The sequence below is a fragment of the Vibrio sp. Vb1729 genome (genome assembly GCF_033338655.1).
Lineage (GTDB): Bacteria > Pseudomonadota > Gammaproteobacteria > Enterobacterales > Vibrionaceae > Vibrio > Vibrio alginolyticus.
Map to the genome: position 1 here is coordinate 40,267 of NZ_JAWOTB010000012.1, position 26,490 is coordinate 66,756.

Below are 26,490 nucleotides of genomic sequence, written 5' to 3' on the forward strand. Positions count from 1 at the left end.
GAGTTGATAACCATAAAACCAAATCGGCCAACTACCTTTCATCAAACCATACGTATAACACCAAAAAGGTAAGTTGGTACTTTCCCTCAAATTAATGCAACACAAGGAGGCGTTATGATTACCCATATAAGCCCCGCTGGTAGCATGGACTTGCTATCTCAACTAGAAGTAGAGCGCTTAAAGAACACAGCCTCGAGTGAACTTTATCAGCTGTACCGTAATTGCACATTAGCGGTGTTGAACTCCGGTAGCCATACCGATAACTCGAAAGAACTGCTCGATAAATACCAATCGTTTGATGTCAACGTCGTGCGTCGTGAGCGTGGTATTAAGCTTGAGCTGACTAATCCGCCAGAGCACGCTTTTGTTGACGGCGAAATAATTAAAGGTATCCAAGAGCATCTGTTCTCCGTATTGCGTGATATCGTTTACGTAAACATGCATTTGGCAGACGCCCAGCGGCTCAACCTTACTAACCCAATTCACATTACGAACCTCGTGTTCGGCATTCTTCGTAATGCCAGAGCATTAACTCCAGGTATCGCACCGAATCTTGTCGTATGTTGGGGTGGTCACTCTATCAATGGAGTGGAGTATCAGTACACACGTGAAGTGGGTAACGAACTGGGCCTGCGTGAACTTAACATCTGCACAGGTTGCGGCCCTGGTGCAATGGAAGGGCCGATGAAAGGTGCAGCAATTGGGCACGCAAAGCAACGTTATACTCAGCAACGTTATCTTGGTTTAACCGAACCCTCGATTATTGCGGCCGAGCCACCAAACCCAATAGTAAATGAGCTGGTCATCATGCCCGACATCGAAAAGCGCTTGGAAGCTTTCGTCCGTATGGCTCATGGTATCGTTATTTTCCCAGGTGGCCCGGGCACAGCGGAAGAGCTACTGTACATTCTTGGCATCATGATGCACCCGGATAACGCCGATCAGCCAATGCCTATCGTATTAACAGGACCAAAAGAGAGTGAAGAGTACTTCCGCTCTATTGATGAGTTCATTCGCGACACACTTGGTGAGGAAGGGCAAAAGCACTACGAGATCATCATTGACGACCCGGCAGAAGTCGCTCGTATTATGAAACGCTCCATGGACTCGGTACGCCTTCACCGAAAAGAGAAAGGCGATGCGTACAGCTTTAACTGGTCATTGAAAATTGAGCCAAACTTCCAACTGCCATTTGAACCTACTCATGAGTCGATGGAACAATTGGATTTAAGCCTAGATCAAGAACCGCAAGTTTTAGCGGCCAACTTGCGTCAAGCCTTCTCTGGCATAGTGGCAGGTAACGTAAAGGCTGAAGGTATTCGAGAAATAGAACGTAGAGGGCCTTTCACCATTCATGGCGACGCAGTCCTCATGAAAAAACTCGATAAGTTGCTAAAAGACTTTGTCGAACAGCACCGAATGAAATTACCTGGCGGTTCAGACTACGAACCGTGTTATCGAATCGCTCACCCGGAAATTGGTGGTCGATAGTCAGGCTAGCATTCGTTACACTAGGGGCATTACGCCCCTTTTTTATTGCTAAGTCATTATGTCTATTCATCTTGTTATCATTGATGCCCTAAACCTGATCCGCCGAGTGCACTCAGCACAACCAGATCCAACCGACATAGCAAGAACCATAACCACAACGCAAAGAACCCTCACTCGCATTCTGTCAGAGGCCAACCCGACACACATCATCGCAGTTTTTGATCACCACGAACAAGACAGAGGTTGGCGCGCTGAAATTCTCCCTGACTATAAGCAAAACCGAAAACCAATGCCTCTGCCACTACTGCAAGGGTTAGATGCGATTCAACAAGCGTGGTGGGAGCAAGGTATTGATTCATTGCTGTCTGAAGGCGATGAAGCAGATGATTTGGTTGCTACACTCGCAACGAAAGTGGCCAGCCATGGTGAAAAAGTCACCATCGTTTCGACTGACAAAGGTTACTGCCAGCTACTTTCCCCTACCCTACAAATCCGTGATTATTTCCAACATCGTTGGTTAGATGAACCATTTATCGAAAAAGAGTTCGGCGTAAAACCAAGTCAACTAGCGGATTACTGGGGATTGACAGGGATAAGCTCTAGCCAGGTTCCGGGCGTACCTGGAATTGGCCCGAAAGCAGCGAAAGAGATTCTCACTCAGTTTGAGAGTATTGAAGCTGCCTACGCTAGTGAAGATCTCGTACCGAAATACCGTAAAAAATTGGATGAGCACATTGAGTCTGCTCGTTTATGTAAACGCGTCGCCGCTTTAAAGTGCGATATAGAACTAGGCTTTAACTTGCAAGATATTCGCTTTTTAGGGCCAAACAAAGCGGAGTAGTGTCCGATGGTAGTTTCACACCATGAAATCCGGCAGATATTAAAAAAGCGCCATTTGAAGGCGCTTTTTCTATTCTAATCACTATTCCCAAAAGACTCGGGGAATAAAGTTAGTAAGGTGAAATATTCGACAGACATTGGATATGAATCGTGATCTCTTCACGATCATGATACAAATGTTTAGCTTGTAGCTTGAACTTTACCTTATTATCAATGAGGAACTGCTTCAGATTTTCAAGGTCTTGCAGCACTTCGTCATAACGCCCTTTCATTGGCAGCTTAAGGTTAAAGATAGCCTCTTTTGCCCAACCTTTTAACAGCCACTGTCCCATCAGGTGAGCAACACGAGCTGGCTTTTCCACCATGTCACAAACAATCCATGTTACGTTCTTGCGGTCTGGTTCGAACTTAAAACCATCCACCATATGGTGTTTGATCTGGCCAGTTTCCATCAAACTGTCTGCCATCATGCCGTTATCAACGCAGTGAACGAACATTGAGCGCTTCACTAATTGGTACGTCCAACCGCCTGGACATGCACCTAAATCCACACCCCACATACCTGGTGCCAAACGCTCATCCCACTCTTCACGTGGAATAAAGACATGAAATGCTTCTTCCAGTTTAAGTGTTGAACGACTTGGGGCGTCTGCTGGGAATTTAAGGCGAGGGATACCCATGAAGAACTGTGAGTTGTTGTCAGTGTAAGAGTAACCAACGTAACAGTGGCCAGGCTCAACAAAGCAAATGTGCAGTACTGGTTTTTTCGCGTTATCTTTGTTCAGCATTAAGCCTTTGCCGCGCAACGCTTGACGCATTGGGACGGTAAACTTACGGCAGAATTTCAGTAGCTCTTTCGCTTCATTTGTATCTGGCGTTTCAATTCTCAAATCACCACAACGAGGGAATGCTTCGATGTCTGCTAGTTCATTCAAAATTGGACTAATTCGGTCATCACTTGGCAACGATTGAAACTCAGCTGCTACCGCAAACATTTGTCGAGCAAAAATTAAAGACTTAAAGTCTAAACCTCTCGCAAGTTTGTCGGCATCTCCATCTTGGTAACACTCGAAGACAACATAACCTGAGTTTCTCTTCACACGAGGGAAGCCATACACTTCCAACTGTGTCGCTTTGTCCTGAATTTCACCAGCACACTCTTTCTCAAAGCCAGAACGGCAATAGAGCATTAGTTGTTTCACTTGGAGACCTCTTTGATATTGAACGCAGCAAAAAAGAACAGACACCAACCAATCATGAACAGTAATCCTCCCACAGGAGTAATTGGCCCAAACCACTTAATGCCCGTCAGCGCCAGCGCGTAAAGACTGCCGCTAAAACAAAAGATGCCGATAATAAAGCAAATCGCCGCAATGAAAAAATATTTTTGTGCTTTTTGTCCCAAATTGAGCAGAAGCAGAATGGCACAAAACACAATCGCCAACGTGTGAATAAATTGATACAGAACTCCGGTCTCAAATACACCGAGCAAATAAGGGGCCAGTGTCGCTTTTAGCCCATGAGCAGCAAATGCTCCAAGAGCGACCGAAAGCAGCCCAGACAGACCAGAGAATGAGAGTAACCACTTACTTTTCACTGTACACCTCTTTTATAAACGCCGCTAACTGCTCTATCGCGAGTGCAATGTTACCCACTTCAGTATGACCTGAGCTCTTGCGCGGTTTGAAGCTGTGGTCACCATCAGGTAAAAAGCTCACCGTTACTTGTGACGAAAGGACGAAATCATCGAATTCCTCACGCTTACCAAAGGTGTCTCGTTCCCCTTGCAGAATCAGCGTAGGTTTCTCAATGGTTGCTAAGTGCTCGCCTTTGTATTTCTCTGGCTTTCCTTGCGGGTGAAATGGAAACCCTAAACAGGCAATGCCCGACACCAGCTCATTTTCAGCCAACAAGCTCGACATACGACCGCCCATTGACTTACCACCAATAACCACGGGAGAAGAAGTAAAGTGAGCGATCACTTCGCTGTATGCTTCGAGCAACTTTGGCGCGCGATCGGGCGGACGCTTTTTGCCATCTTCCGAACGTTTCACCATGTAAGGGAAATTAAAACGCACTACACGAATACCTTGCTCCACTAATCCTTTGGCGACCGCTGTCATGAAATCATGCTCCATCCCCGCACCTGCGCCGTGAGCAAAAATAAACAGCGGTCCGTTTTCAGGTCCCTCAGCTATCCAGTGATTCATCCAATACTTCCTCTTGTTCTTTTCTCGCGGTTGCTAACATCCAGTCTCTAAACGTTGCGATTCGGCCCATATCTGCCTGCTGTTCATGACACACCACATAGAATGCATTCTTAGATATCAACACCTCGTCGAATGGTGCAATGAGTCGTCCGGCTTCCATTTCAGGTTTGGCGAGTACGTTGTTACCGAGCGCGACCCCCTGACCGTGCGCAGCAGCCTGTAGCACCATCGTTGAGTGACTAAAAATAGGACCGTGGTTTACGTTGATGCCTTCAATGTTGTAATGACGAGCAAACTGCTTCCAGTCTTTACGCGAAGTATCGTGTAACAAAGTATGTAATTTGAGGTCACTTAAAGATTCTAATGGTTTGTTACCCAAAAGTAATGAAGGTGAACAAAGTGGGATCAAAAACTCTTGGTACAATTTATCTGCTCGCAAACCTGGCCAGTTCCCACGGCCATAGTAGATCGCCACATCAACATCATCAGTCAGTGAGCCTTCATCCATATCTACGGCTTTAATACGTACATCGATATCGGGCTCTTGAGCATTAAAATCGGCCAAACGAGGTACAAGCCATTGGATAGCAAAACTCGGCGGTAGGCTAATCGTCAATGCCCCTTTTTCGCTACGTTCCAACACCTTATCTGTCGCTTCCGCAATCGAGGTGAAAATATCTTTGATATCGAGAAAGTAACTTTGGCCTTCTTCTGTTAACAACAAAGAACGATTACGTCGACGGAAGAGCTTCAATGATAAGAACTCTTCAAGCGCTTTAATCTGGTGACTGACCGCGGCTTGAGTAACAAATAACTCTTCTGCTGCTCGTGTAAAACTGAGATGACGAGCAGCCGCTTCGAAGACTCGAAGCGAATTTAATGGAGGCAATCTGCGAGACATATGGGACCTCTAATAGGATTAGTTTTTTTAATCTGAAACATTATAAAATGTCCGTTGTCGAACAGCCAGATAAATTCTATATTTCACCCCGCAACACGGGCCTGAACGGCTTGATTTCTTTGGAAATCAATTGGCTTCGTTGTTGCGATGTTGTGTTTGCAAACTCGTATTTCGAGTTAGGTAGATTTCTACCATAATGTTTTGTCCACACTCCCTGTGACAAAACATATACTTCCTGTATTTATTTTTGACCTGTCTGTCAAATTTGTTACACCGCCTAAATTAGGCGGTGTTTTTTTATCTATCAAAAATCTCATCCGCATATCTGGCAGCAATATCACTTTATTACTCTTCTTTCGGATTAATTATCGTTATATCAACACAAAGTGTATGGCTTTGCGATGAGCCTCAACATTATGCTAAGTAATGGTTGTCTGTAACGCGATCAAAAACAAAAAAGGCGCAAATTGATGTCTCAATTTGCGCCTTTTAACGTATTTTATCAGTCAGCTATGGACGGTAAACTTTTACGTTGCTGAAGCCTTGCTCTTGCAAGTAAAGCGCTTGCAGACGGCTCATCACACCGCGGTCACAGTAAAGTAGGTATGTCATAGACTGGTCTAAGTCACCAAACTGTGTACCCAGCTTGTAGAAAGGGATATGTTTCACATCCACACCTTCGATTTCAAGTGGGTTATCGTCTTCCTCTTCAGGACTACGAATATCTAGCACAACCGCGTGCTCTTCTACCGCTTGAACTTGCTCTACTTCTGGTGCGGCTTGCTCAGACTCTTTCGCGATATCACGAATGTCCATCATGCGAGCTTCTTGAACCACTTGCTCAAGGATACTAAAGTCGAATTTCTCTTCTTCAGCTTCTAGCTTGCCTTTCACCGCTTTCACGGTTGGCTTCTTAGAGATAACACCACAGTATTCTGGCATTGTCTTTGCGAAATCTTCTGTGCCGATTTCACGTGCTAGATTGATGATGTCTTCTTTATCCCAGTTGATAAGTGGACGCAGAATCAGCGTGTCAGTTACGTTATCGATGTGGCGTAGATTGGTTAGCGTTTGGCTCGATACTTGACCTAGTGCTTCACCTGTTACCAATGCTTCGATCTTCATCTTCTGAGCGATCATGCCTGCTGCACGCATAAACATACGCTTCAAGATCACGCCCATTTGGCCGTCATCGACTTTCTCTAGGATTTCCGCAACCACAGGCTCGAAATCAACTGAGATAAAACGTACTTTTGCTGAAGAACCGTATTTGTTCCATAGGTAGTGAGAAACCTGCTTAACGCCGATTTCGTGTGCTGGACCACCTAAGTTAAAGAAGCAGTAATGTACTTTTGAACCACGCTTGATATGAAGATAGCTTGAAACACCAGAATCGAAACCACCCGAGATCAGGCTTAACACGTCTTCTTGCGTACCCAGAGGGAAACCACCTAGGCCTTTATGACGAGACAATACTTGGTTTAGCTTGTCGTTCGAGACTTCTACCTTGATCGTCACGTCTGGGTTTCGTAGCTTAACACTAGCGCTTTCAATCGCTTGATTTAAACCACCGCCTACATAACGCTCTAGTTCAATGGAGGTAAAGTCATGCTTGCCACGACGCTTCGCACGTACAACAAAGGTTTTATTTTCGAGTGCAGCACGGTTGAGTTCTAGCACTTGCTCGAAGATATCGTGCAAGTCTTTAAATTCAGTTTGCTTCACTTCCAGTACGTGGTGAATGCCTGGTGTATGAGTCAAAACCTCAAGAACTTCAGCGTGGAATTCGTTACTCTCAGAGGTCACTTCAATGTGATCACGACGGTTAAATACCGCGACAGACTCCGTGCGGCTCTTAATGATGTTACGAATGTTGCACTCTAAAATCTTTGTGAAGCGCTTACGCACAGATTCACTTTTTACAAAAATTTCTGGATGGGGCTTTACAATAAATTTCATAGTCTAATTCGCAGGTTAGTTTCGCAATCAACAAAGAGTGACACTCAACTTCAATACTTCATACGCAGTAAAACCGCGTTTCAGTCACAAAAAGTAGTCTGAGCTCACTTTTAAGGCGCAAGATTATACACCCAAGCGGATTGGAAAAACAAAAAAAGCGAGCAATCTGCTCGCTTTCTTATCTCTTTACTGACTTAAAACTAAAGCCTAGTTATTGAATTACCGGCACTTCTTCACTGTAGAGAGGCTCGCCTTGCATAATGCTGATTTCAACCCGTCGGTTAAGCGCGCGATTTTCATCAGAATCATTCGGTAACAAGGGTTCCGTATCCGCCATGCCTCGTACTCTTAAACGTTGATGAGAGAAGCCTCTCACTTTCTCCATCTCTTGCGCGACTGATACTGCACGCTGAGAAGAGAGATCCCAGTTAGAACGATAAAGTTCCGAGTCTAGCGGTCGATTGTCTGTATGGCCAGATACTCGAACAATGCCTGGCACGTCTTTTACTAGCTCTGCAATCTGACGAACTAAAGGACGAAACTTAGGCTGCAAGAAGGCCGAACCTTCTGGGAATGCACCTTTTTCACGCATACGTATAACAATCTGCTGACCGAGGTTTTCAACTTCAATGGCGCCTTGTTCAATCTCTCGCTCTAAGGCTTTCTTGATGCTTTCCATCAAGGTTTCCATCTCTTGCGACATCTCTTTAGATTGCTGTTGCTGCATGTCCGCTTCGGCAGATTCATTGTTTTGAGTTGACGTTTCTGGCGATTGCCCACCCGTTAACTTGCCTTCATCACGTTTTGTGCCACCAGCTCGATCAGACTCCCCTTCATGAAATTCGAGCGTCTGCTGAGTGATGTCCATGGTTTGCTGCATGATGACATCAATCGGAGTTGGTTCCGGCCGACCCGGTCGAAACTCTTGGGCAATAATGCTAGTGCCTTTGGGAATGTCTTTCACTTCAAGCTGATTTTGCACACCGAAGGCAAATTTCATTGATCCTGCAATTTGTTTGAACTTCAGTACATCCATCTCAGAAAAAGAGAGCAGAAGAACAAAGAAACACATCAGTAGCGACATCAAATCTGCGAATGTCCCCATCCATAACGGGAGGCCAGGTGGCGGACAATCGCATTTGTTATCTTCATCATCCATCACGACTCTCCAAGTTACTCGTCAATCTCAAGGGCACGTTTACCTTCATTGAGGTAGTTCTTCAAGTAACTATCGATCACTCGCGGGTTTTGGCCATCTTGAATCGCTAATACGCCATCCATGATCAAACGGCGATTTAGCGTTTCTTGGTCACGGCGAAGAGAAAGCTTATCCGCAATAGGGAAAAACACCATATTGGACAGGATCGCGCCATACAATGTGGTCAAGAGTGCAACGGCCATTGCTGGTCCAATCGCTTTAGGGTCATCCATGTTTGAAAGCATCGCAACAAGACCAACCAAGGTGCCAATCATTCCCATCGCAGGAGCAACGTCGCCAAAGGCGCGAAATACGCCAGTACCTTGCGTATGTCGTTCATCCGTAAGCGCGATGTCTTTTTTGAGTGCCGCTCTCACAACGTCGGCATCATGGCCATCAACCAGTAGATCAATGCCTTTCTGCATGAATGTGTTGTTTATTTCCATCTCTTCAAGAGCAAGAAAACCACCTTTACGCGCCGCATCGGCCATTTCCACAATTTTTGCGATCAGGTCTTCGGGTTCATCCGCTTTAAACATGAAGGCTTTGCCAGCAATCTTTGTCGCACCAAAAAACTGTCCCATTGTGAACTTCATCAACACGACGAATATTGAGCCGCCAACGACAATAAGGATCGACGTGACATCGACAAACATGCCGATGCTGCCACCAAGCACCATCGCCATAATGACGAATGCAAAACCACCAATCAAACCTAATAGGGTTGCTAAATCCACAAAGCACTCCTCACGCTATACTCAAATACTGCCATTGGGCGGATTATTACCTGTATCGACAACTCGCGCAGAATTTTTAGAAAAATCTTAGCTAATGGATCACAAATTACACTTAACAACCTCAACCAAAATATGGGGTTTCATCGCTTAGACTCGTTGAACGCTAATTTTGTGACAATTATATAAGGTTAAATTTGACCAAGTTACTAGGCTAAGGTAACTTTCGTGCATCTTACCCGAGGCTTGATTAAGGCAGAAAAAAGATGGCGGTCAAGAAACCAGAAAACATGACCTTTGAAGCAACCATTGAAGAGCTTGATAGCTTGGTTGATCAATTAGAAAATGGCGATCTTGCTCTAGATGATGCCCTGCGTAAGTTTGAACGAGGCATTGCCTTAGCTCGTGCAGGCCAAACTAAATTAAGCGACGCCGAACAGCGCGTGAGCATTCTTCTTAGTGAAGATGATGAAGCACCACTGAGTGACTTCAAACCAGATTCAGAATAACAATCAGTAGTGAGCAATGTGATGCAACAGACATTGACGTCTTTTCAACAAAGAAACAATCAGCAATTGAATTTGTGGCTCGATCAGCTTCCATATCAAGAGCAGCCATTGATTCAAGCAATGAAATACGGCCTTTTGCTAGGTGGGAAACGCGTTCGCCCTTTTCTTGTTTACATCACAGGTCAAATGCTCGGCTGTAAACCTGAAGACTTAGACACCCCCGCCGCTGCTATCGAATGTATACATGCCTACTCACTCATTCATGATGATCTGCCAGCCATGGACGATGATGAACTGCGTCGAGGTCAACCAACTTGTCATATTAAGTTTGATGAAGCAACCGCAATACTGACAGGTGATGCACTACAAACTCTTGCCTTCACTATTATTTCTGATGGTCAATTAAGCTCGGCGGCAGAAGCTCAACGCATCAATATGATCAAAGCCTTAGCGCATTCCTCTGGTGCCAGCGGCATGTGTGTAGGGCAAGCCTTAGATTTAGGCGCGGAAAATCGCCTAGTTTCTCTTGAAGAAATGGAAGAGATACACCGTAAAAAAACCGGAGCTCTGATTGATTGTGCGGTAAAATTAGGTGCATTAGCTGCTGGTGAGAAAGGTATCGAGGTTCTACCTCACTTGGAGCGCTACTCAAAAGCAATTGGTTTGGCGTTTCAGGTTCAAGACGATATTCTTGATATCATCAGTGACACAGAAACACTGGGTAAGCCTCAAGGTTCCGACCAAGGTCTGAATAAGAGCACTTATCCTTCCCTGCTGGGTTTAGAGGGAGCCATAGAGAAAGCTCACACTCTGTTACAGGAAGCACTTCAAGCATTGGAAGCTATCCCATACAATACTCAGTTACTCGAAGAGTTCGCCCGATATGTCATCGAGCGCAAAAATTAACACTATAAGCGCGCATTTATATGACTCTTGATATTTCAAAGTACCCAACACTGGCGTTAGCAAATACACCGGAAGAATTACGTCTTCTTCCGAAAGAAACATTACCAAATCTGTGTGATGAACTGCGAACGTATCTGCTAAATTCAGTGAGCCAATCTAGCGGACACTTAGCGTCTGGCTTAGGCACCGTGGAGCTAACTGTCGCTCTGCATTATGTTTACAACACCCCTATCGACAAATTGATCTGGGATGTTGGTCATCAGGCTTACCCGCATAAAATCCTCACCGGACGTCGCGATAAAATGCCAACAATTCGCCAAAAGGATGGTCTACACCCTTTCCCTTGGCGTGAAGAAAGTGAATATGACACCTTATCTGTCGGCCACTCTTCGACATCGATTAGTGCAGGTCTTGGCATGGCCATCAGCGCACAAAAAGAAGGTAAAGGTCGCAAAATCGTCAGTGTGATTGGTGATGGCGCAATTACAGCAGGCATGGCATTCGAAGCCATGAACCACGCTGGCGACGTTCATCCTGATATGTTGGTGATTTTGAACGACAACGAAATGTCGATTTCAGAAAACGTCGGCGCCCTGAATAACCACCTTGCGAAAGTACTTTCTGGCAGCTTGTACACTTCTATCCGTGAAGGCGGTAAGAAAGTGCTGTCTGGTGTTCCACCTATTAAAGAGTTGGTTCGCCGTACGGAAGAACACCTCAAAGGCATGGTAGTGCCTGGTACTCTGTTCGAAGAGTTCGGCTTTAATTACATTGGCCCGATTGATGGACACGACGTCAATGAACTCGTCAAAACGCTAAAAAACATGCGTGAGCTCAAAGGCCCTCAATTCCTGCACATCATGACCAAGAAAGGCAAAGGTTATGAGCCTGCCGAGAAAGATCCTATCGGCTACCATGGTGTTCCTAAATTCGATCCAACGCATAATTGTCTGCCGAAGAGCAGTGGCGGTAAGCCAACTTACTCAAAGATCTTCGGTGACTTTTTATGTGACATGGCGGCCCAAGATCCTAAGCTAATGGCAATTACGCCAGCAATGCGCGAAGGATCAGGTATGGTGCGTTTCTCAAAAGAGTACCCAGACCAATACTTTGATGTGGCGATTGCTGAGCAGCACGCAGTGACACTGGCAACAGGCATGGCAATTGCGGGCGATCATCCAATCGTTGCTATCTATTCGACTTTCTTGCAACGTGGTTATGACCAATTGATCCACGACATCGCGATCATGGACTTACCAGTGATGTTTGCGATCGACCGCGCAGGTCTCGTTGGCGCAGATGGTCAAACTCACCAAGGTGCGTTCGATTTGAGCTTTATGCGCTGTATTCCGAACATGGTGATCATGGCGCCAAGCGACGAAAACGAGTGCCGACAAATGCTTTACACTGGCCATAAGCATTCTGGCCCGAGTGCGGTTCGATACCCTCGTGGTAGCGGCATGGGCGTAGAAATCGAAACTGAGTTTACGGCGTTAGAAATCGGTAAAGGGCGCATGGTTCGCCAAGGTGAAAAAGTTGCTATTCTGAGCTTTGGTACTTTCTTGGGTAACGCGCTAGAAGCGGCAGAATACCTTAACGCCACTGTTGCTGATATGCGCTTTGTGAAGCCGCTCGATGAAGCATTAATTCGTCAATTAGCCGCAGATCATGACGTGCTCGTGACGTTAGAAGAAAATGTTATCGCAGGTGGTGCAGGTGCGGGTGTCGTTGAGTTCATGATGAAAGATAAAATCATTAAGCCAGTCTTAAACCTAGGTTTACCCGATGAGTTTATTCATCAGGGAACACAAGATGAACTGCATGAAGAGCTTGGTCTCGATGCAAAAGGAATTGAAAAAGCCATCTTGGATTATTTAGCAAAATAGCATGTAAAAAGGGATGCTCATGGCATCCCTTTTTTACGTCCAGTGTTTAGTTCATGGTTTAATTCATCCAGCCAGCGTATTTTGCGACTAGAAACAGGGCAACACCAGCCATAATTCCCGCCACGATATCATCAACCATAATACCCAGCCCACCGTGAACTCGCTTATCTAGCCACCCAATTGGCCAAGGTTTTACCATATCGAAAAAACGAAATAAGATGAAGCCAGTGATCAACCACTTCCATTCAGTGAGTGGAATATTCAGTGCAGGTACAATGCTCATCGTAATCCAAAAGCCCGCAAACTCATCCCATACGATTGAACCATGATCATGTACTTTCATGTCTGCAGACGTCACTTGGCATATTTGAATGCCGATCACACACGAAATCAGAACAACAATGACATACGCCGTAAATGGTAATTGTGCCAACAGCAAAAAGAAAGGCACGGCCGCCAGTGTGCCCATTGTTCCAGGGATAAACGGGGATAATCCACTGCCAAAACCCGTCGCCAATAGATGCCACGGATTCTTTAATGAAATCAGAGAAAGAGGGTTGGTCATATCCTTAAACCTATACTGCTAGTTTGGTTTCAATCGTCATGCCTGCGAGTTACTCAATAGTAACAGGCTCTTGGCTAGAGCTTAGCTCAGATCATTTAAAGTGGTCGAAGCCACTTAAGTCCCAATCAAGTGGTTGATTGTTATCATGCAGCTCGAAGGTTCCATTTGGTCGGATTTGACCAATACATGTGACCTTACAGCCAGTATGAGATAAAGCGCTTTGTAACGAGCCTCGATTTTGCTCCGGCACGGTAAAACACAACTCGTATTCTTCGCCACTTGCTAAAGCATACTGCTGCGCGCTGATCTTATCATCTAAAAACTGGACTAATTCTGAAGAGATCGGTAGCTGAGAGACATCAATACTAACCCCAACCTGAGATCGCTGTAAAATGTGCTTAATATCAGAGATTAAACCATCTGAAATATCTATCGCCGACGAGGCTAAGCCAACAAGAGCTTGTCCAGCAAGCACACGCGGAGAACTAAGGTAATGAGCTCGCTCTAGTGCTTCCGCGCCGGCTCTGCTGCGCAGAGAGTCATCTAGAATCACATCCAAGCCAGCTTTTGCATCGCCAAGGTTTCCCGTTACATATACCCAATCCCCAGGCTTGGCTCCGGATCGCGTGAGCGCTTTGTCTTCAGGTACAAAACCTTGCACCGTGAGTGTCAGACACAATGGCCCTTTGGTGGTATCACCGCCTATTAACTGAATACCATAGTAATCAGCCAGTTCGAAAAATGCATCACAGAAAGGAGCAAGCCATTTTTCATCTGGCTCAGGCATCGTTAATGCAAAGCTCACCCACGCAGGCGTTGCGCCCATCGCCGCCAAATCACTGATGTTAGAAGCCAATGCTTTGTGTGCGACCCATGCTGGGTTCGCGTCGGCTAAGAAATGCGTTCCAGCTACCAATGTATCCGTGCTAATCGCAATCTGAACATTAGCTGGCGCTTTGACCAAAGCGCAATCATCACCAGCGGCTAGATGGACATCTTTACGTTGGCTCTGACGACCGACGAAGTATTTGTCTATCAGATTAAATTCACCAGACATAATTCACTTACTTTTTGATGTAAAAGCTTTTGATACAAAAAAGGTCAGCATGTGCTGACCTTTTCATTGAAGAAATCGTTATTTCTTACGAATGTGAGGTGCTGCTTTATCAAGTACACCATTCACAAACTTGTGGCTATCTTCTGCTGCGAAAACTTTTGCAAGTTCAATCGCTTCATTGATAACAACTTTGTAAGGAACATCTTCGCGACGAGTCATCTCGTACATAGCAAGGCGAAGAAGAGCAAGTTCCATCATATCTAAATCCTGCATAGGACGAGAGATGTATGGACGAATTTTGCTATCTAGCTCAGCGTGGCTAAGTACAACACCGCTTAATAGTTCACGGAAGTAAGCTACGTCTGTCTCTGGAGCAGCAAGCGCTGGCTCAGATGCATGAAGTTCTTCTTCATCGTATTTGTCGCCAGACAAAAACTGTTCTTCAATCTTGGCAACATTCTCTTTAGTAATTTGCCATGAGTAGATCGCCTGTAGAGCGAATTGACGTGCGTTACGACGTGCGGCTGGTTTCACACTGGCCCCCATTAGGAATCAATTTCAGATAGTACATTAATCATTTCAAGTGCGCTTAGTGCAGCCTCTGCACCTTTATTACCAGCCTTGGTTCCTGCGCGTTCAATCGCTTGATCGATCGTATCAACAGTCAAAACACCAAATGCTACTGGAATGCTGAATTCCATAGACACTTGTGCTAGACCTTTGTTCATTTCACTACAAACATAGTCAAAGTGAGGCGTTCCACCGCGAATAACAGACCCTAGAGAAACAATAGCGTCGAATTTGCCAGTTTTAGCAACACGCTGAGCTACTAGAGGTAGTTCTACGGCACCTGGACAACGCACAACCGTGATGTTGTCTTCGCTTACTTGTCCGTGACGCTTTAGTGTATCGATCGCACCAGAAAGTAGGCTTTCGTTAATAAAACTGTTGAAACGAGAAATAACGATAGCAATTTTTGCATTTGGCGCTGGGAAGCCACCCTCGATCACTTTCATAAGCTTTCCTTTAACTCTATTTATAAGTGAAATATGTTCATCAAGTGAGAATCGCCGGATTCTAGCACAAATTTGTGAGCAATATCTAATGGAAATTGGAGGCAAATCACCGGTTCCTAGCCATTGACGAGTTAAGCACGTCAAAGACTAGGAACTTATTGTTCGGTTGTTACTCGCAGACGTACTCAACAACGTTCAGACCAAAACCACCTAACGCGTGGTACTTTTTGTTGGTCGATGACAGAAGGCGCATATCATGTACACCGAGATCCGCAAGAATCTGTGAACCAACGCCAACACGGCGAGACGTGCCTTGTTTTTTAGCAAGCGTTGGGGCTTCACCTTTGTCTTGCGCTTCGAACATCTTCACGCGATGAATAAGTAGATCGGTCGATTCTTCATGGCCAAGAACAACCAGCACACCGCCTTCTTCACCAATGCGTTTCATTGCCTTATCTAGTGTCCAGCTGCGCTCTGCATTACGATCGCTACGTAGTAAGTCGGTAAAAACGTCTTGAAGATGAACGCGAACCAGTGGCGCTTTTTCTTTCAAATCGCCCTTGCACATTGCGTAGTGCACTTGGTTATCAATGGTGTCTTTGTAAGTGACTAACGTGAACTCGCCAAACTCTGTCGGTAGCTTGCACTCTGCCACACGTTCAATCGTTGTCTCAGTGTTATTGCGGTACTCAATTAGGTCGGCAATAGTGCCCAATTTAATACCGTGCTTCTCTGCAAAGATCTCTAGATCTGGGCGACGAGCCATGGTGCCGTCGTCATTTAAGATCTCAACAATCACCGATGCTGGCTCTAAACCAGCAAGACGAGCCAAATCACAGCCAGCTTCAGTGTGACCTGCGCGAGTCAGTACACCGCCGTCTTGAGCTGCGAGAGGGAAGATGTGACCAGGCTGCACCAAATCCGCAGCTTTAGCGTTTGGCGCGACTGCTGCTTGAACGGTACGTGCGCGATCTGCGGCTGAAATACCAGTCGTTACCCCTTCTGCTGCCTCAATCGAAACAGTAAAGTTGGTGGTGTATTGCGCATTATTGTCTTGCACCATTGGTGGCAGACCTAGACTTTCGCAACGATCTTTGGTCATGGTTAAACAAATCAGGCCACGGCCATAGGTTGCCATAAAGTTGATGGCTTCCGGCGTAATATGCTCGGCAGCCATGATCAAGTCACCTTCATTCTCGCGGTCTTCATCATCCATTAGGATGACCATTTTGCCTGCGCGAATATCATCAATAATTTCTTGTGGCGTACTGATTGGCATAGTCTGTTATCCCGTTATTCTAAATTTGTTATTGCGACAGCAATGAAAAATTACGTTGCAGTGAATGCTAGTTAGGTCAATAGTTTGGCTTTGCATTAAGCAAGTCAATGAATCTCGCGGTGTTCTGTGAGTCTGCTCTTTATCGCATGCCTCACGCAGCCACTCCCAAGACTTATGCAAAACCGTTTTGCTGTAAAAAGTCCATCGTGATACGAGACTCGGCCTTATCTTCTTGTTGTCCTTGCAGTAAACGCTCCATATAACGCGCAAGTACATCAACTTCTAAGTTGACTTTGCGCCCCACTTGAAACTGGTCAATCGTAGTTTCTTCACTCGTATGAGGAACGATCGTCAGCTTAAAAGCATTTTTACGTAAGTCGTTGACGGTTAGGCTAATACCATCAACAGTAATCGAGCCTTTCTCTGCAACGTACTTGCTAATTTCCGCAGGCATTGCAACCCAAAACTCTATCGCACGGCCAACTGAATTGCGTTCGACAATTTCACCAACCCCATCGACATGGCCAGAAACGATATGTCCACCCAATCGCGTTGTTGGCAACATGGCTTTTTCTAGATTCACCTTATCGCCTACTTGGTAATCAGCAAACCCAGTTTTCTTCAAGGTTTCTAATGACAGATCAGCACTGTAATAGTGGCTTCCGAAGTCAACTACCGTTAAGCAAACACCATTGGTCGCAATGCTATCGCCTAACTTAACGTCTGACATATCAAGCGTACCCGTTTCAACCGTGACGGTGATGTCTTCGCCCTTCGGCGTAATCGCAGCTAACTTGCCCACTGCTTCTACTATTCCTGTAAACATACTATTTCTTATCTAATTTCATTACGTTTTATGGTGGCGGTGATGCGAATGTCTACCCCAACCATACGAACGTCTGTAATGTTTAAATCTATGACGTCAGCCATAGCGCTTAACCCTAAAGCACCGATAAGCCCCCGACCATCGCTGCCCATGAGTTTTGGCGCAAGGTAAACAATGAGCTCATCTACAAGATTAGCCTTTATCATCGCACTCGCTAGCGTAGCTCCAGCTTCAACCCATAAGTGATTGATGTGGTGCTCATCCGAGATACGTTTTAATGTCGTTGATAAGTCAATTTGGTCAGCGCTGTCCAATAGAGGGATACAGTCTCCATCAGAGCGAACAATAACTCGTTCTCCATCGGTATGGAACAGCTTGAGCGCATCAGTTAAATGGTTCTGACGGTCTAAGATTACACGTACTGGTTGACGAAGCTCTTCTTGTAAATACTGCGCTTGAACACTATTAGGTAAGTCATCCCAGCGCACATTGAGTGATGCATTATCATCAATCACCGTTTTGCTAGTAGAAAGAATGCCACCACTTATCGCTCGATAACGCTGCACATCTTGGCGGGCCGCTGGGGAGGTGATCCATTGGCTCTGACCATTACTGAGTGCGCTTTGCCCATCCAAACTGGCTGCCATTTTTAATTGAACAAACGGCATGCCTGTACGCATGTACTTTATAAAACCAGGGTTAAGGGCAAGGGCATCTTGCTCTAACAAGCCGATTTGTACTTCAATTCCGGCATCACGTAACATCTGGATGCCGCGACCTGCAACTTTCGGGTTTGGGTCTACCATGGCGCAAACCACACGTGCCACTTTGGCTTTAATCAGCCCTTCGGCACATGGCGGTGTACGGCCGTAATGAGAGCAAGGTTCTAGCGTCACATAAGCGGTTGCACCAACTGCTTTTTCACCCGCCATGCGCATCGCGTGCACCTCGGCATGCGGCTCACCAGCACGATGGTGATAACCTTCACCGACAATTTCTTCATCACGAACGATGACACACCCTACATTTGGATTAGGGGCGGTGGTATAAATGCCACGTTTCGCTAACTTAATAGCTCGTGACATCATGGCGAAATCTAAATCAGAAAACGCTCTTTCAAGAGTGTGTTGAGTCATGAGCTACTCAGTCTTCTAGGCGGGCAATCTCTTCGCCAAACTCGCGAATATCTTCAAAGCTGCGGTAAACGGAAGCGAAACGAATGTAAGCCACCTTATCGAGCTCTTTGAGCTGGTCCATGACTAAATTACCAATCATTTCACTCGGAACCTCTCGCTCACCCGTCGCACGCAGTTGTGATTTGATCATACTGATCGCTAACTCTATAGAATCGGCACTCACTGGGCGTTTCTCTAAAGCGCGTTGAATACCGCCAACCATTTTATCTTCATCAAATGGTTCACGGTTGCCATTCGATTTGATCACTTTAGGCATCACTAACTCTGCGCTTTCAAACGTAGTGAAACGCTCGCTACACGCCAAGCACTGACGGCGACGTCGAACTTGATGGCCATCAGCCACTAAGCGGGAATCAATAACTTTGGTATCGTTCTCGGAACAAAAAGGACAATGCATATCACCTCCATATCTATACCAAAATAACCTCATGAGCAATCACGGATAACCACGCGTTCATGGTTATACGGACTCTATTAAAGCTATTTGGGTATAACGCTTTCAAACCGAAATAAAAGCTCATGTAGTGTAGCGGAATTGGTATGTTAGACAAAACAAAAAGGGGCGCAAAGGCCCCTTTTTCACTCAAGATCTCGTCGAATGTGTTAACTGCGTGCTAAGTAGTTCGCTTTACCAACCCACTTGTAGCTAGTTAGCTCTTCTAAGCCCATCGGACCGCGTGCATGTAGCTTTTGCGTAGATACTGCGACTTCTGCGCCAAGGCCAAATTGCGCACCGTCTGTAAAGCGCGTTGAAGCATTCACATAAACCGCCGCCGAACCGACAGAATTGATGAACAGCTCTGAGTTTTCCAAGCTATTGGTCATGATCGCATCTGAGTGGCTCGCGTTATGGACACGCATATGATCAATGGCATCTTTCACATCAGACACAACTTTTACACCAAGAGTGTAGCTCAACCATTCCGTATCAAAGTCACCTTCAACAGCATCGCGAATTTGTGTTGCTTGAGGCATCAGTACTTTTGCCTTAGGCTCTGTCACGAAGGTCACTTTATCGTTCATGCGCTCTACGATCATTGGTAGGAATTGCGCTGCAATTTTTTCATGCACGAGCAGCGTATCTAATGAGTTACACGCAGATGGACGTTGAACTTTAGAGTTCTCAACCACATTCAGGGATTTCTCTAGATCAGCGGATTCGTCGACAAAGATATGGCTGATACCAAAGCCACCAATAATCACCGGAATCGTGCTGTTTTCTTTACACATTTTGTGTAGGCCAGCACCACCGCGTGGAATGATCATGTCGACGTAATCGTCCAACTTAAGCAATTGAGAAACAAGCTCACGATCTGGTTTTTCAATGTACTGCACAGAAGCGGCTGGAAGGTTCGCCTTTGCGAGCGCAGACTGAATAACCTTCACTAATTCCATATTCGAGAAAAAGGTCTCTTTGCCACCACGTAAAATGCTTGCGTTGCCGGTTTTCAAGCACAACGCTGCGATATCAATGGTTACGTTTGGACGCGCTTCATAAATTACGCCCACGACACCAAGCGGCACGCGACGACGAGACAGTGACATCCCATTTTCCAGTACCTTACTGTCTATTTCGCTGCCTACAGGATCGTTCAAGCTAATGACGTTGCGAACATCATTCGCAATTGCAGTCAATCGTTCTTCATTAAGCAAAAGGCGATCGAGCAGCGCATCGGTTAAACCCGCTTCACGGCCAAGTTCGATGTCTTTAGCGTTTGCCGCCAAAATAGCAGCAGAGTTTGCTTCTAGCTCATCAGCAATGATGGCTAATGCTTGGTTTTTTTGCGCAGTTGACGCTGTCGCTAATTCGAAAGCTGCATCTTTAGCAGCTTTACCCATATTCGTTAAATCCACTTTGCTTCCCTCTAATTCTATTCCTGAATGACGACCAAATCATCGCGGTGAATCACCTCAGAGCCATAATCATGACCCAAAATAGAGATGATATCTTTACTGTGCTTACCCGTAATTTTAGTTAGGTCATCACTTGAGTAGGCGCTGATGCCACGAGCCACCAACTTACCGTGAGCGTTTGTTACACGCGCCACTTCGCCTCGTGCGAAGTCACCACTAACTTTGATGACCCCTTTAGCAAGTAGGCTACTGCCCTTGCCGACCACAGCATTGACTGCACCATCATCAATAATGATGTCGCCCGATGCCGCAGGTCCCGCTAGAATCCAGCGTTTACGGTTCTCTAAGGCTTCAGCGCAAGGTAGGAAGCGCGTGCCCTGAGGTTCAGCACTTAGAGAGTCAAAGATAACATTCGGCGCACTACCAGCAGCAATAATAACCTCGATACCTGCGCGGCGAGCGATGTCTGCGGCTTGCAGCTTCGTTGCCATACCACCAGTACCCAATGTTGTACCGCTTCCACCTGCGATTTTACGCAGCGTATCGTCGATGGTTTTTACTTCCTTGATAAGCTCTGCGTTCGGATCTTTACGAGGGTCAGCAGTAAACAGACCTTTTTGGTCCGTTAAAAGCAAGAGCTTATCTGCACCACATAAAATGCCTACCAAAGCGGAAAGGTTGTCGTTATCGCCAACTTTAATCTCGCTAGTCGCAACGGCATCATTTTCGTTTACGATAGGAACAATATCGTTCGCAACGAGCGCATTAATAGTGTCACGCGCGTTAAGGAATCGCTCACGATCTTCTAAATCGGCACGGGTTAGTAGCATTTGGCCGATCTTGATACCATAAATACCAAACAAAGACTCCCATGTTTGAATCAAGCGACTCTGCCCCACCGCGGCAAGTAACTGCTTACTCGCCATCTCGTTGGGCAATGCGGGGTAACCAAGATGCTCACGGCCTGCTGCAATCGCACCAGACGAAACCATTACGATTGAATGGCCTTGTTTTTTAAGCTCAGCACACTGGCGTGCTAACTCAACCATGTGTGCACGGTCGAGTGCCAGAGTGCCGCCTGTCAGCACACTTGTACCCAGTTTCACAACGACAGTTTGTGGTTGTGAAACAACTGCATTTTGTTGATTCGTTGTCATGATGTCTTCTGAAGTGAAAAACAAATAAAGAGAGGATGTTTTAACAATCAAATAGGGAATTAACAAGAGAAAAGGTGCGTTTTCGCACCTTTTTGTTTGGTATTAAATGAAAACAACCAAATTAAGCGAAATCGAAAGACTCCGTGTGATATTCGACTTCTAATTTGAAGTGTTCTTCTAAAGTATCAACCAGCTTTTGATGGAATGTGCTCTGCGTGAGATACACTTCCTCTACCACTTTTTTGGGAAGGGCTTCAGATACCCATTGCCCTTCTTTGTTGTACTTGCCAATATGATATTTAGCAGTAAAGCCTCCCTCGATGGATTCCAAATCCATCCACCAGCCCCAAAATTCACGCTTCTCAGGCGATTTTTTGTCGTCTACACATACAGATAAACAATCAAAATAATAGCGCCCTTCTTGCGATTGTGGTTCGCGCAGGTAAGGCCCTATCGCCTTCAACTTTGACATCAAGCGAAAGTGAGTCGGGCCCTGAGTCGTCTCTGACATATGAATCTCCGTTTTCATAGTTAAAAGTAAACACCCAAGAATGATTATTATTTTTAATTATCATGAGCTTATTTTTTGCTCAGATATATCACTCTTAACTAATTTAGGAGAATTGTCACCCTAATAATTCATCTTCTAGCCACTTTATGGCTAAATCGAGGGATTGCTCATATCCTTTTGTAATTGTTTTGGAACTGATTTTTTTCGCTCTACCATACTGGCTAAATAGAGCAACAAGTTGATTATCACTGTGTGGCGACACTGGATCGCCTTCAAGACTCAAAGCCAAAATAGGCACTTTGGTTTTTCGACTGCTCAGGAAGCCCTGAACCTTCAATGACCACGCCATCATCTGACCAGCCATGCTATTAATATCAACCGCATTTTTCCCCAAACGGGAAGCCAAAAGATCTAAATACATCTTCGGCATTTTTTGTAACTTCTGAGGGGAAGTAAAAATATCATGTACGGGTGCGCCTAGAGCGACACAAGCTTTGATCTTTTCCTGCTCGACAAAAGAGAGTCTGATCATGGCATTACCACCAAAACGAAACCCAACTAACCCCACTTTGTGATGATCAACCCAAGGTAGCGAGTAAAGCTCATTCAATACCGCTTGATGTAGGCAACTTGAATTCTCGGTCAAGGGCCAATGAGAGCTATGCCCTACCGAAGGCATGTCTACGGTTAACATCGCAATATCTCGCGGTGCAAGACGATTACGGAACAAACGCCACATGTCGGTTTGTAGAGTATCCAAACCAGCGCTCACCATGACCACAGGCAACTGTTTATCCGTTCTTGGTAAATGGAGGTTCGCGATGATTTTGCGATTTTGGTAAGGCACTTCAATTTGCTTGATGGTGTACTTAGTTTTTTCTGCGCCGTCAGAATACGCTTTGTTTGCCAGTACTTGAGCCTGCGATGCCAAGTTATCATTTTTTAAATGTGGGTAGCCTGCAATACTAAAACACAAAGAAGCAGTGAAGAGTTCATCCGCTGCCTCTTCTCCTTGCATTTCATTTGCTCGCTTCTGATGATCCATACCAAGCTTGATCCACTCAAATGTCCAGTTACCACTGTGATAACCCATTACAGTGTCTAACCAATCATCATTGGTTCGCGAGTGAGATGATGAAGCAATTTTGGACAGTACGCCTTCCATTTCGATCGGAGACAATCCTTGCCAAGCCCATTGCAAGCGACGCAAATGACGATACCAAGCACGATCACCCTGCGCTTCTCGTTCATCAAGTATTTTTTTACTGGTCGGCATGTACTGGGTAAGCGCGGAGGTTTCTTTTGCTTGCTTATGTTTCACGAACAAAGTTTCGGAAAGATTTTTACTGACGTCTTCAGACATAGGAAGAACCCTAGGCTATTAGCATGATTTAATATCATAATAAAAAAAATGCCCCTATAAAGGGGCATTTCTCAATATTCTTTAACCGCGCTTATTTTTGCTTGCGGTTTACTGGCTCAGCATACTGGATTGACATATCCCAAGGCTGCTCGATCCAAGTGTCTTGAGCAATATCTACAACGTAATCATCCAGCAGCTCTTTGCCTGATGGTTTCGCACACACAGCGATCATTTTCGCTTTTGGATACATCTCACGTAGTTTGCGCGCTGTATCACCACTGTCTACTAGGTCTTCAACGATTAGGTAACCTTCGCCATCACCTTCAGGTGCTTTTAGTACCGTCATATCGCGCTGATGATCATGGTCGTAGCTTGAAATACAGATTGTATCAACGTAACGAATACCCAGTTCACGAGCTAAAATAGCGCCAGGAACCAAACCGCCGCGGCTTACCGCCCAAATTCCTTTCCATTGCTCAGCTGGCATTTGTTTCTCAGCCAGTTCACGGCAGTAAGTCTGCATTGCATCCCAAGTGATAATGAATTTTTTACTCATTGTAATAACCTAATAATTTGAAAATATGCATCCTCAAAATCTAGCGAAGTCACTCAAAAGCGGAATGCTCACTAACTTCTCCAAAATGTTTGGAGACGAGGATTTCAAGCTGCGCAAACGATTATTCTACCGAAACACACCGCTAATACCAACGGTGATATCAAAATTCTCTGCCTATTCCGCAGAAAAACCGTCTTCTGTGAACAACGTAAAAAAGAAAAAGCCAGCGTGAATAAATCCACACTGGCTTTTTGCTCGAGAAATTAACCGACGAGGTATTTAACGATGAAGATGGCTGACATCACCCATACACTCATCGACACTTCACGGCCCTTACCGCTGAATAACTTGATCGCCGCGTATGCGATAAAGCCTAACGTGATACCTTCTGCAATCGAGAATGTTAGCGGCATAACTAAACAAGTCACAACAACTGGGGACGCTTCAGTTAGGTCACGCCAATCAATGCTTACTAGCCCAGACAGCATCAAGATCGCCACATAGAATAGCGCACCTGACGTTGCATAAGCAGGGATCATACCCGCAAGTGGTGAGAACAATAGAGCAAGTAGGAAGAGTACACCAACAACCACGGCTGTTAGACCAGTACGCCCACCCGCAGCTACACCAGAAACGCTTTCAATATAAGATGTCGTGTTGGAGGTACCAAGTAATGCACCTACTGACGTTGCTGTTGAGTCTGCAAGTAACGCTTTGTTTAAACGAGGGATGTTGCCATTCTCATCAGTTAGACCAGCTTTTTGAGAAACGCCAACGAGCGTACCTGCGGTGTCAAATAAATCGACAAATAGGAAAGCAAATACGACGGAAATCATGCCTACTTCAAACAAACCAGAGAAATCCAGTTGCATGAAAGTTGGCGCAATGCTTGGTGGCGTTGACATAATACCGCCCCACTGCACATCACCAAATAGAAGACCAAGCGCTGTAACGCCAAGAATGGCGATCATCACCGCACCTTTCACACCACGGTGAACCAGTGCAATCGTAAGAAAGAAGCCAATCGCGGCCAATACAGATGGCAATGATGTGATCTCTCCCATAGAAACTAATGTCGCTGGGTTATCAACGACGATACCTGCATTTTTTAATGCGATAAACGCTAAGAAAAGACCAATACCAGCTGAAATACCTGTTCGTAGAGAATGCGGGATCGAGTTAATAATCCACTCACGGATCTTAAATACGCTTAAAAGAATGAACAGAAGGCCAGAAACAAATACAGCCGCCAACGCAACTTGCCACGTATAACCCATTCCCAATACAACAGAGTAAGTAAAAAATGCGTTCAGGCCCATTCCTGGTGCCTGTGCGATTGGGTAATTGGCAACAAATCCCATGATAAAACAGCCGATTGCGGCAGCAAGACAAGTCGCGACAAAAATGGCGCCACGGTCCATACCGGTATCCGACAGGATCGCTGGGTTTACAAAAATAATGTAAGCCATAGTTAGGAAGGTCGTAACACCTGCAATGATCTCAGTGCGCACATTTGTGCCATTTTCACTGAGTTTAAAAAGCCTCTCGAGCATGATCGAATCCTGTAAAGGTAAAAAGTAAACGGTTGCGTAATCGATTGGCGGGAATTATAAAGTTATCAAATAGCAAATTCTAGATAGAATCTTCACTCTAATGCGTTTTTTTTCTTTGGATATGAAACACATTCTCTAATCTATCATAGCAAGCAAAGAAATATATTCTTATAAAACAATAGGTAACCCAGATAACACAGTTCTCTAAAAGAGAATAAAAACTGAGCAATGTACTAAACTTTCAGATGAAAAAGGCCCATTTTAAACATGGTATCTAACAGATTTGATGGAAAAGTCGATAAAACCGAAGAATGGGGAATAGAAGAAGGCTTTGATGGCAATAAGTGAGTCAGGAAGAGAAAATAGAGATAAAAAAACGCCACCCAATTTGGGTGGCGGTGAATCATGTCAGCACTATCACTGAAAAAAAATTCCAATTTATAGGGGTGAACAAACTGTTCGAGTCACATGCGTTGACTTCACTTAGTAGCCAAAGCTTGTTGGGTATACAAAGTTACCGGTGTAAACAGACTTGCTATTCCAGAACATTGTACTTGGTAAACCTTTCATAACTATCACCTTTTAAATCAATTAAACATTCGTTGATTTCTCGGTTCCTTGGAGGCGATAAAACGGACTCATCCTTTGAGCATTTCATTCTTCTCTCAGAAGCTGGTTACAAATATACCACCAAGAAATTTAATTACAAGCATTTTAGTGATTGGAATCACAAAAAATGCACAAATTGACCTTTATCAAAGTTTATGTGTAATTAAATTACAATTTTATGAATTAAAAAATAAAGCCACTTTCAGAATATATGATAGAGAACACATAGTGCTTGTTATTGTATTCACAAACTGTGACAGTTCTGAGAGAAATCCTTGTGATCGCGACTACTCGTACTCTTTATCTGGTGGTAT

26 protein-coding genes are annotated in these 26,490 nt (G+C 45.1%); 5 read left to right on the forward strand and 21 right to left on the reverse strand.

Annotation, left to right across the window (positions count from 1 at the left end):
* Window positions 1-114: 114 nt before the first annotated feature.
* Together ppnN and xni are read left to right on the forward strand one after the other, a co-directional pair.
* The gene (ppnN, locus tag R7E29_RS08610; protein WP_005383611.1) at window positions 115-1,491 is read left to right on the forward strand and encodes a nucleotide 5'-monophosphate nucleosidase PpnN; all 1,377 of its coding nucleotides are present in this window, start codon (window positions 115-117) and stop codon (window positions 1,489-1,491) included.
* A gap of 58 nt (window positions 1,492-1,549) precedes the next feature.
* The gene (gene xni / locus R7E29_RS08615; RefSeq protein WP_005381982.1) at window positions 1,550-2,332 is read left to right on the forward strand and encodes a flap endonuclease Xni; all 783 of its coding nucleotides are present in this window, start codon (window positions 1,550-1,552) and stop codon (window positions 2,330-2,332) included.
* Between the two features lie 109 nt (window positions 2,333-2,441).
* Here xni and rlmM read toward each other — a convergent pair whose 3' ends face one another.
* From rlmM to pomA, 7 genes are all read right to left on the reverse strand, one after another.
* A complete protein-coding gene (gene rlmM, locus R7E29_RS08620) occupies window positions 2,442-3,533 on the reverse strand; it encodes a 23S rRNA (cytidine(2498)-2'-O)-methyltransferase RlmM (protein WP_017820611.1) in 1,092 nt (363 codons plus the stop codon).
* Window positions 3,530-3,928, reverse strand: a complete 399-nt coding sequence (locus R7E29_RS08625) for a DUF423 domain-containing protein (protein ID WP_047010151.1) — start codon at window positions 3,926-3,928, stop codon at window positions 3,530-3,532. The genes rlmM and R7E29_RS08625 overlap by 4 nt, the downstream gene beginning before the upstream one ends.
* On the reverse strand, window positions 3,918-4,541 hold the full coding sequence (locus R7E29_RS08630; RefSeq protein ID WP_054576935.1) for an alpha/beta family hydrolase: 624 nt from the start codon (window positions 4,539-4,541) through the stop codon (window positions 3,918-3,920). The genes R7E29_RS08625 and R7E29_RS08630 overlap by 11 nt, the downstream gene beginning before the upstream one ends.
* Window positions 4,522-5,442, reverse strand: coding sequence for a transcriptional regulator GcvA (locus tag R7E29_RS08635; RefSeq protein WP_005383616.1), 921 nt, complete (start codon window positions 5,440-5,442; stop codon window positions 4,522-4,524). The genes R7E29_RS08630 and R7E29_RS08635 overlap by 20 nt, the downstream gene beginning before the upstream one ends.
* Before the next feature lie 510 nt (window positions 5,443-5,952).
* A complete protein-coding gene (thiI, locus tag R7E29_RS08640; protein WP_053302994.1) occupies window positions 5,953-7,401 on the reverse strand; it encodes a tRNA uracil 4-sulfurtransferase ThiI in 1,449 nt (482 codons plus the stop codon).
* A gap of 211 nt (window positions 7,402-7,612) precedes the next feature.
* Window positions 7,613-8,560 carry a flagellar motor protein MotB gene (locus R7E29_RS08645; protein ID WP_042521210.1) on the reverse strand — a complete coding sequence of 316 codons (948 nt, stop codon included), beginning with the start codon at window positions 8,558-8,560 and terminating at the stop codon, window positions 7,613-7,615.
* 14 nt (window positions 8,561-8,574) lie between these two features.
* Entirely contained in the window at window positions 8,575-9,336 is a 762-nt protein-coding gene (pomA, locus tag R7E29_RS08650) for a flagellar motor protein PomA (protein ID WP_005381564.1), read from the reverse strand.
* 263 nt (window positions 9,337-9,599) lie between these two features.
* Here pomA and xseB point away from each other — a divergent pair, with 263 nt between their 5' ends.
* From xseB to dxs, 3 genes are read left to right on the forward strand one after another with little or no spacing between them, the layout of a single operon-like run.
* A complete protein-coding gene (gene xseB / locus R7E29_RS08655; protein WP_005381566.1) occupies window positions 9,600-9,842 on the forward strand; it encodes an exodeoxyribonuclease VII small subunit in 243 nt (80 codons plus the stop codon).
* Between the two features lie 21 nt (window positions 9,843-9,863).
* Window positions 9,864-10,748: a (2E,6E)-farnesyl diphosphate synthase gene (gene ispA / locus R7E29_RS08660; RefSeq protein ID WP_042521208.1), complete on the forward strand. Its 885-nt coding sequence runs from the start codon at window positions 9,864-9,866 to the stop codon at window positions 10,746-10,748.
* Between the two features lie 20 nt (window positions 10,749-10,768).
* Window positions 10,769-12,634 (forward strand): 1-deoxy-D-xylulose-5-phosphate synthase, encoded by a 1,866-nt coding sequence (dxs, locus tag R7E29_RS08665; protein ID WP_054576936.1) that lies wholly within the window; start codon window positions 10,769-10,771, stop codon window positions 12,632-12,634.
* A 58-nt stretch (window positions 12,635-12,692) separates the two neighbouring features.
* Here the strand turns inward: dxs and pgpA are convergent, their stop codons facing one another.
* The 14 genes from pgpA to R7E29_RS08735 form a co-directional block, all read right to left on the reverse strand.
* Window positions 12,693-13,199 (reverse strand): phosphatidylglycerophosphatase A, encoded by a 507-nt coding sequence (pgpA, locus tag R7E29_RS08670; protein ID WP_005381569.1) that lies wholly within the window; start codon window positions 13,197-13,199, stop codon window positions 12,693-12,695.
* Between the two features lie 91 nt (window positions 13,200-13,290).
* Complete coding sequence (gene thiL / locus R7E29_RS08675; protein WP_047102095.1) at window positions 13,291-14,256, reverse strand: thiamine-phosphate kinase; 966 nt, start codon at window positions 14,254-14,256, stop codon at window positions 13,291-13,293.
* A 78-nt stretch (window positions 14,257-14,334) separates the two neighbouring features.
* Window positions 14,335-14,802 (reverse strand): transcription antitermination factor NusB, encoded by a 468-nt coding sequence (nusB, locus tag R7E29_RS08680; protein WP_005381571.1) that lies wholly within the window; start codon window positions 14,800-14,802, stop codon window positions 14,335-14,337.
* Window positions 14,802-15,272, reverse strand: coding sequence for a 6,7-dimethyl-8-ribityllumazine synthase (gene ribE / locus R7E29_RS08685; protein ID WP_005381572.1), 471 nt, complete (start codon window positions 15,270-15,272; stop codon window positions 14,802-14,804). The genes nusB and ribE overlap by 1 nt, the downstream gene beginning before the upstream one ends.
* Window positions 15,273-15,441: 169 nt before the next feature.
* Window positions 15,442-16,551, reverse strand: coding sequence for a bifunctional 3,4-dihydroxy-2-butanone-4-phosphate synthase/GTP cyclohydrolase II (gene ribBA, locus R7E29_RS08690; protein WP_005381573.1), 1,110 nt, complete (start codon window positions 16,549-16,551; stop codon window positions 15,442-15,444).
* 172 nt (window positions 16,552-16,723) lie between these two features.
* On the reverse strand, window positions 16,724-17,377 hold the full coding sequence (locus tag R7E29_RS08695) for a riboflavin synthase (protein ID WP_005383626.1): 654 nt from the start codon (window positions 17,375-17,377) through the stop codon (window positions 16,724-16,726).
* Window positions 17,378-17,385: 8 nt separating this feature from the next.
* Window positions 17,386-18,513 (reverse strand): bifunctional diaminohydroxyphosphoribosylaminopyrimidine deaminase/5-amino-6-(5-phosphoribosylamino)uracil reductase RibD, encoded by a 1,128-nt coding sequence (ribD, locus tag R7E29_RS08700; RefSeq protein WP_017635684.1) that lies wholly within the window; start codon window positions 18,511-18,513, stop codon window positions 17,386-17,388.
* A 7-nt stretch (window positions 18,514-18,520) separates the two neighbouring features.
* Window positions 18,521-18,970, reverse strand: coding sequence for a transcriptional regulator NrdR (gene nrdR / locus R7E29_RS08705; protein WP_005381578.1), 450 nt, complete (start codon window positions 18,968-18,970; stop codon window positions 18,521-18,523).
* 206 nt (window positions 18,971-19,176) lie between these two features.
* On the reverse strand, window positions 19,177-20,427 hold the full coding sequence (locus R7E29_RS08710) for a glutamate-5-semialdehyde dehydrogenase (protein ID WP_054575068.1): 1,251 nt from the start codon (window positions 20,425-20,427) through the stop codon (window positions 19,177-19,179).
* A 17-nt stretch (window positions 20,428-20,444) separates the two neighbouring features.
* A complete protein-coding gene (proB, locus tag R7E29_RS08715) occupies window positions 20,445-21,584 on the reverse strand; it encodes a glutamate 5-kinase (protein WP_054576937.1) in 1,140 nt (379 codons plus the stop codon).
* A gap of 121 nt (window positions 21,585-21,705) precedes the next feature.
* Window positions 21,706-22,095, reverse strand: coding sequence for a sigma factor-binding protein Crl (gene crl, locus R7E29_RS08720; protein ID WP_005381584.1), 390 nt, complete (start codon window positions 22,093-22,095; stop codon window positions 21,706-21,708).
* A 115-nt stretch (window positions 22,096-22,210) separates the two neighbouring features.
* A complete protein-coding gene (gene frsA / locus R7E29_RS08725) occupies window positions 22,211-23,458 on the reverse strand; it encodes an esterase FrsA (protein ID WP_005381586.1) in 1,248 nt (415 codons plus the stop codon).
* A gap of 91 nt (window positions 23,459-23,549) precedes the next feature.
* A complete protein-coding gene (gene tet(34), locus R7E29_RS08730; protein ID WP_005381590.1) occupies window positions 23,550-24,014 on the reverse strand; it encodes an oxytetracycline resistance phosphoribosyltransferase domain-containing protein Tet(34) in 465 nt (154 codons plus the stop codon).
* Between the two features lie 263 nt (window positions 24,015-24,277).
* A complete protein-coding gene (locus R7E29_RS08735; RefSeq protein WP_005381592.1) occupies window positions 24,278-25,567 on the reverse strand; it encodes an NCS2 family permease in 1,290 nt (429 codons plus the stop codon).
* Window positions 25,568-26,490 lie beyond the last annotated feature (923 nt).

Bases quoted from the DNA above. Each gene is read 5' to 3' on its own strand.
- ppnN (WP_005383611.1), top strand. From the start codon at position 115: ATGATTACCCATATAAGCCCCGCTGGTAGCATGGACTTGCTATCTCAA.
- xni (WP_005381982.1), top strand. From the start codon at position 1,550: ATGTCTATTCATCTTGTTATCATTGATGCCCTAAACCTGATCCGCCGA.
- R7E29_RS08630 (WP_054576935.1), bottom strand. From the start codon at position 4,541: ATGAATCACTGGATAGCTGAGGGACCTGAAAACGGACCGCTGTTTATT.
- R7E29_RS08635 (WP_005383616.1), bottom strand. From the start codon at position 5,442: ATGTCTCGCAGATTGCCTCCATTAAATTCGCTTCGAGTCTTCGAAGCG.
- thiI (WP_053302994.1), bottom strand. From the start codon at position 7,401: ATGAAATTTATTGTAAAGCCCCATCCAGAAATTTTTGTAAAAAGTGAA.
- R7E29_RS08645 (WP_042521210.1), bottom strand. From the start codon at position 8,560: ATGGATGATGAAGATAACAAATGCGATTGTCCGCCACCTGGCCTCCCG.
- xseB (WP_005381566.1), top strand. From the start codon at position 9,600: ATGGCGGTCAAGAAACCAGAAAACATGACCTTTGAAGCAACCATTGAA.
- ispA (WP_042521208.1), top strand. From the start codon at position 9,864: ATGCAACAGACATTGACGTCTTTTCAACAAAGAAACAATCAGCAATTG.
- dxs (WP_054576936.1), top strand. From the start codon at position 10,769: ATGACTCTTGATATTTCAAAGTACCCAACACTGGCGTTAGCAAATACA.
- pgpA (WP_005381569.1), bottom strand. From the start codon at position 13,199: ATGACCAACCCTCTTTCTCTGATTTCATTAAAGAATCCGTGGCATCTA.
- thiL (WP_047102095.1), bottom strand. From the start codon at position 14,256: ATGTCTGGTGAATTTAATCTGATAGACAAATACTTCGTCGGTCGTCAG.
- nusB (WP_005381571.1), bottom strand. From the start codon at position 14,802: ATGGGGGCCAGTGTGAAACCAGCCGCACGTCGTAACGCACGTCAATTC.
- ribE (WP_005381572.1), bottom strand. From the start codon at position 15,272: ATGAAAGTGATCGAGGGTGGCTTCCCAGCGCCAAATGCAAAAATTGCT.
- ribBA (WP_005381573.1), bottom strand. From the start codon at position 16,551: ATGCCAATCAGTACGCCACAAGAAATTATTGATGATATTCGCGCAGGC.
- R7E29_RS08695 (WP_005383626.1), bottom strand. From the start codon at position 17,377: ATGTTTACAGGAATAGTAGAAGCAGTGGGCAAGTTAGCTGCGATTACG.
- ribD (WP_017635684.1), bottom strand. From the start codon at position 18,513: ATGACTCAACACACTCTTGAAAGAGCGTTTTCTGATTTAGATTTCGCC.
- nrdR (WP_005381578.1), bottom strand. From the start codon at position 18,970: ATGCATTGTCCTTTTTGTTCCGAGAACGATACCAAAGTTATTGATTCC.
- proB (WP_054576937.1), bottom strand. From the start codon at position 21,584: ATGACAACGAATCAACAAAATGCAGTTGTTTCACAACCACAAACTGTC.
- crl (WP_005381584.1), bottom strand. From the start codon at position 22,095: ATGTCAGAGACGACTCAGGGCCCGACTCACTTTCGCTTGATGTCAAAG.
- frsA (WP_005381586.1), bottom strand. From the start codon at position 23,458: ATGTCTGAAGACGTCAGTAAAAATCTTTCCGAAACTTTGTTCGTGAAA.
- R7E29_RS08735 (WP_005381592.1), bottom strand. From the start codon at position 25,567: ATGCTCGAGAGGCTTTTTAAACTCAGTGAAAATGGCACAAATGTGCGC.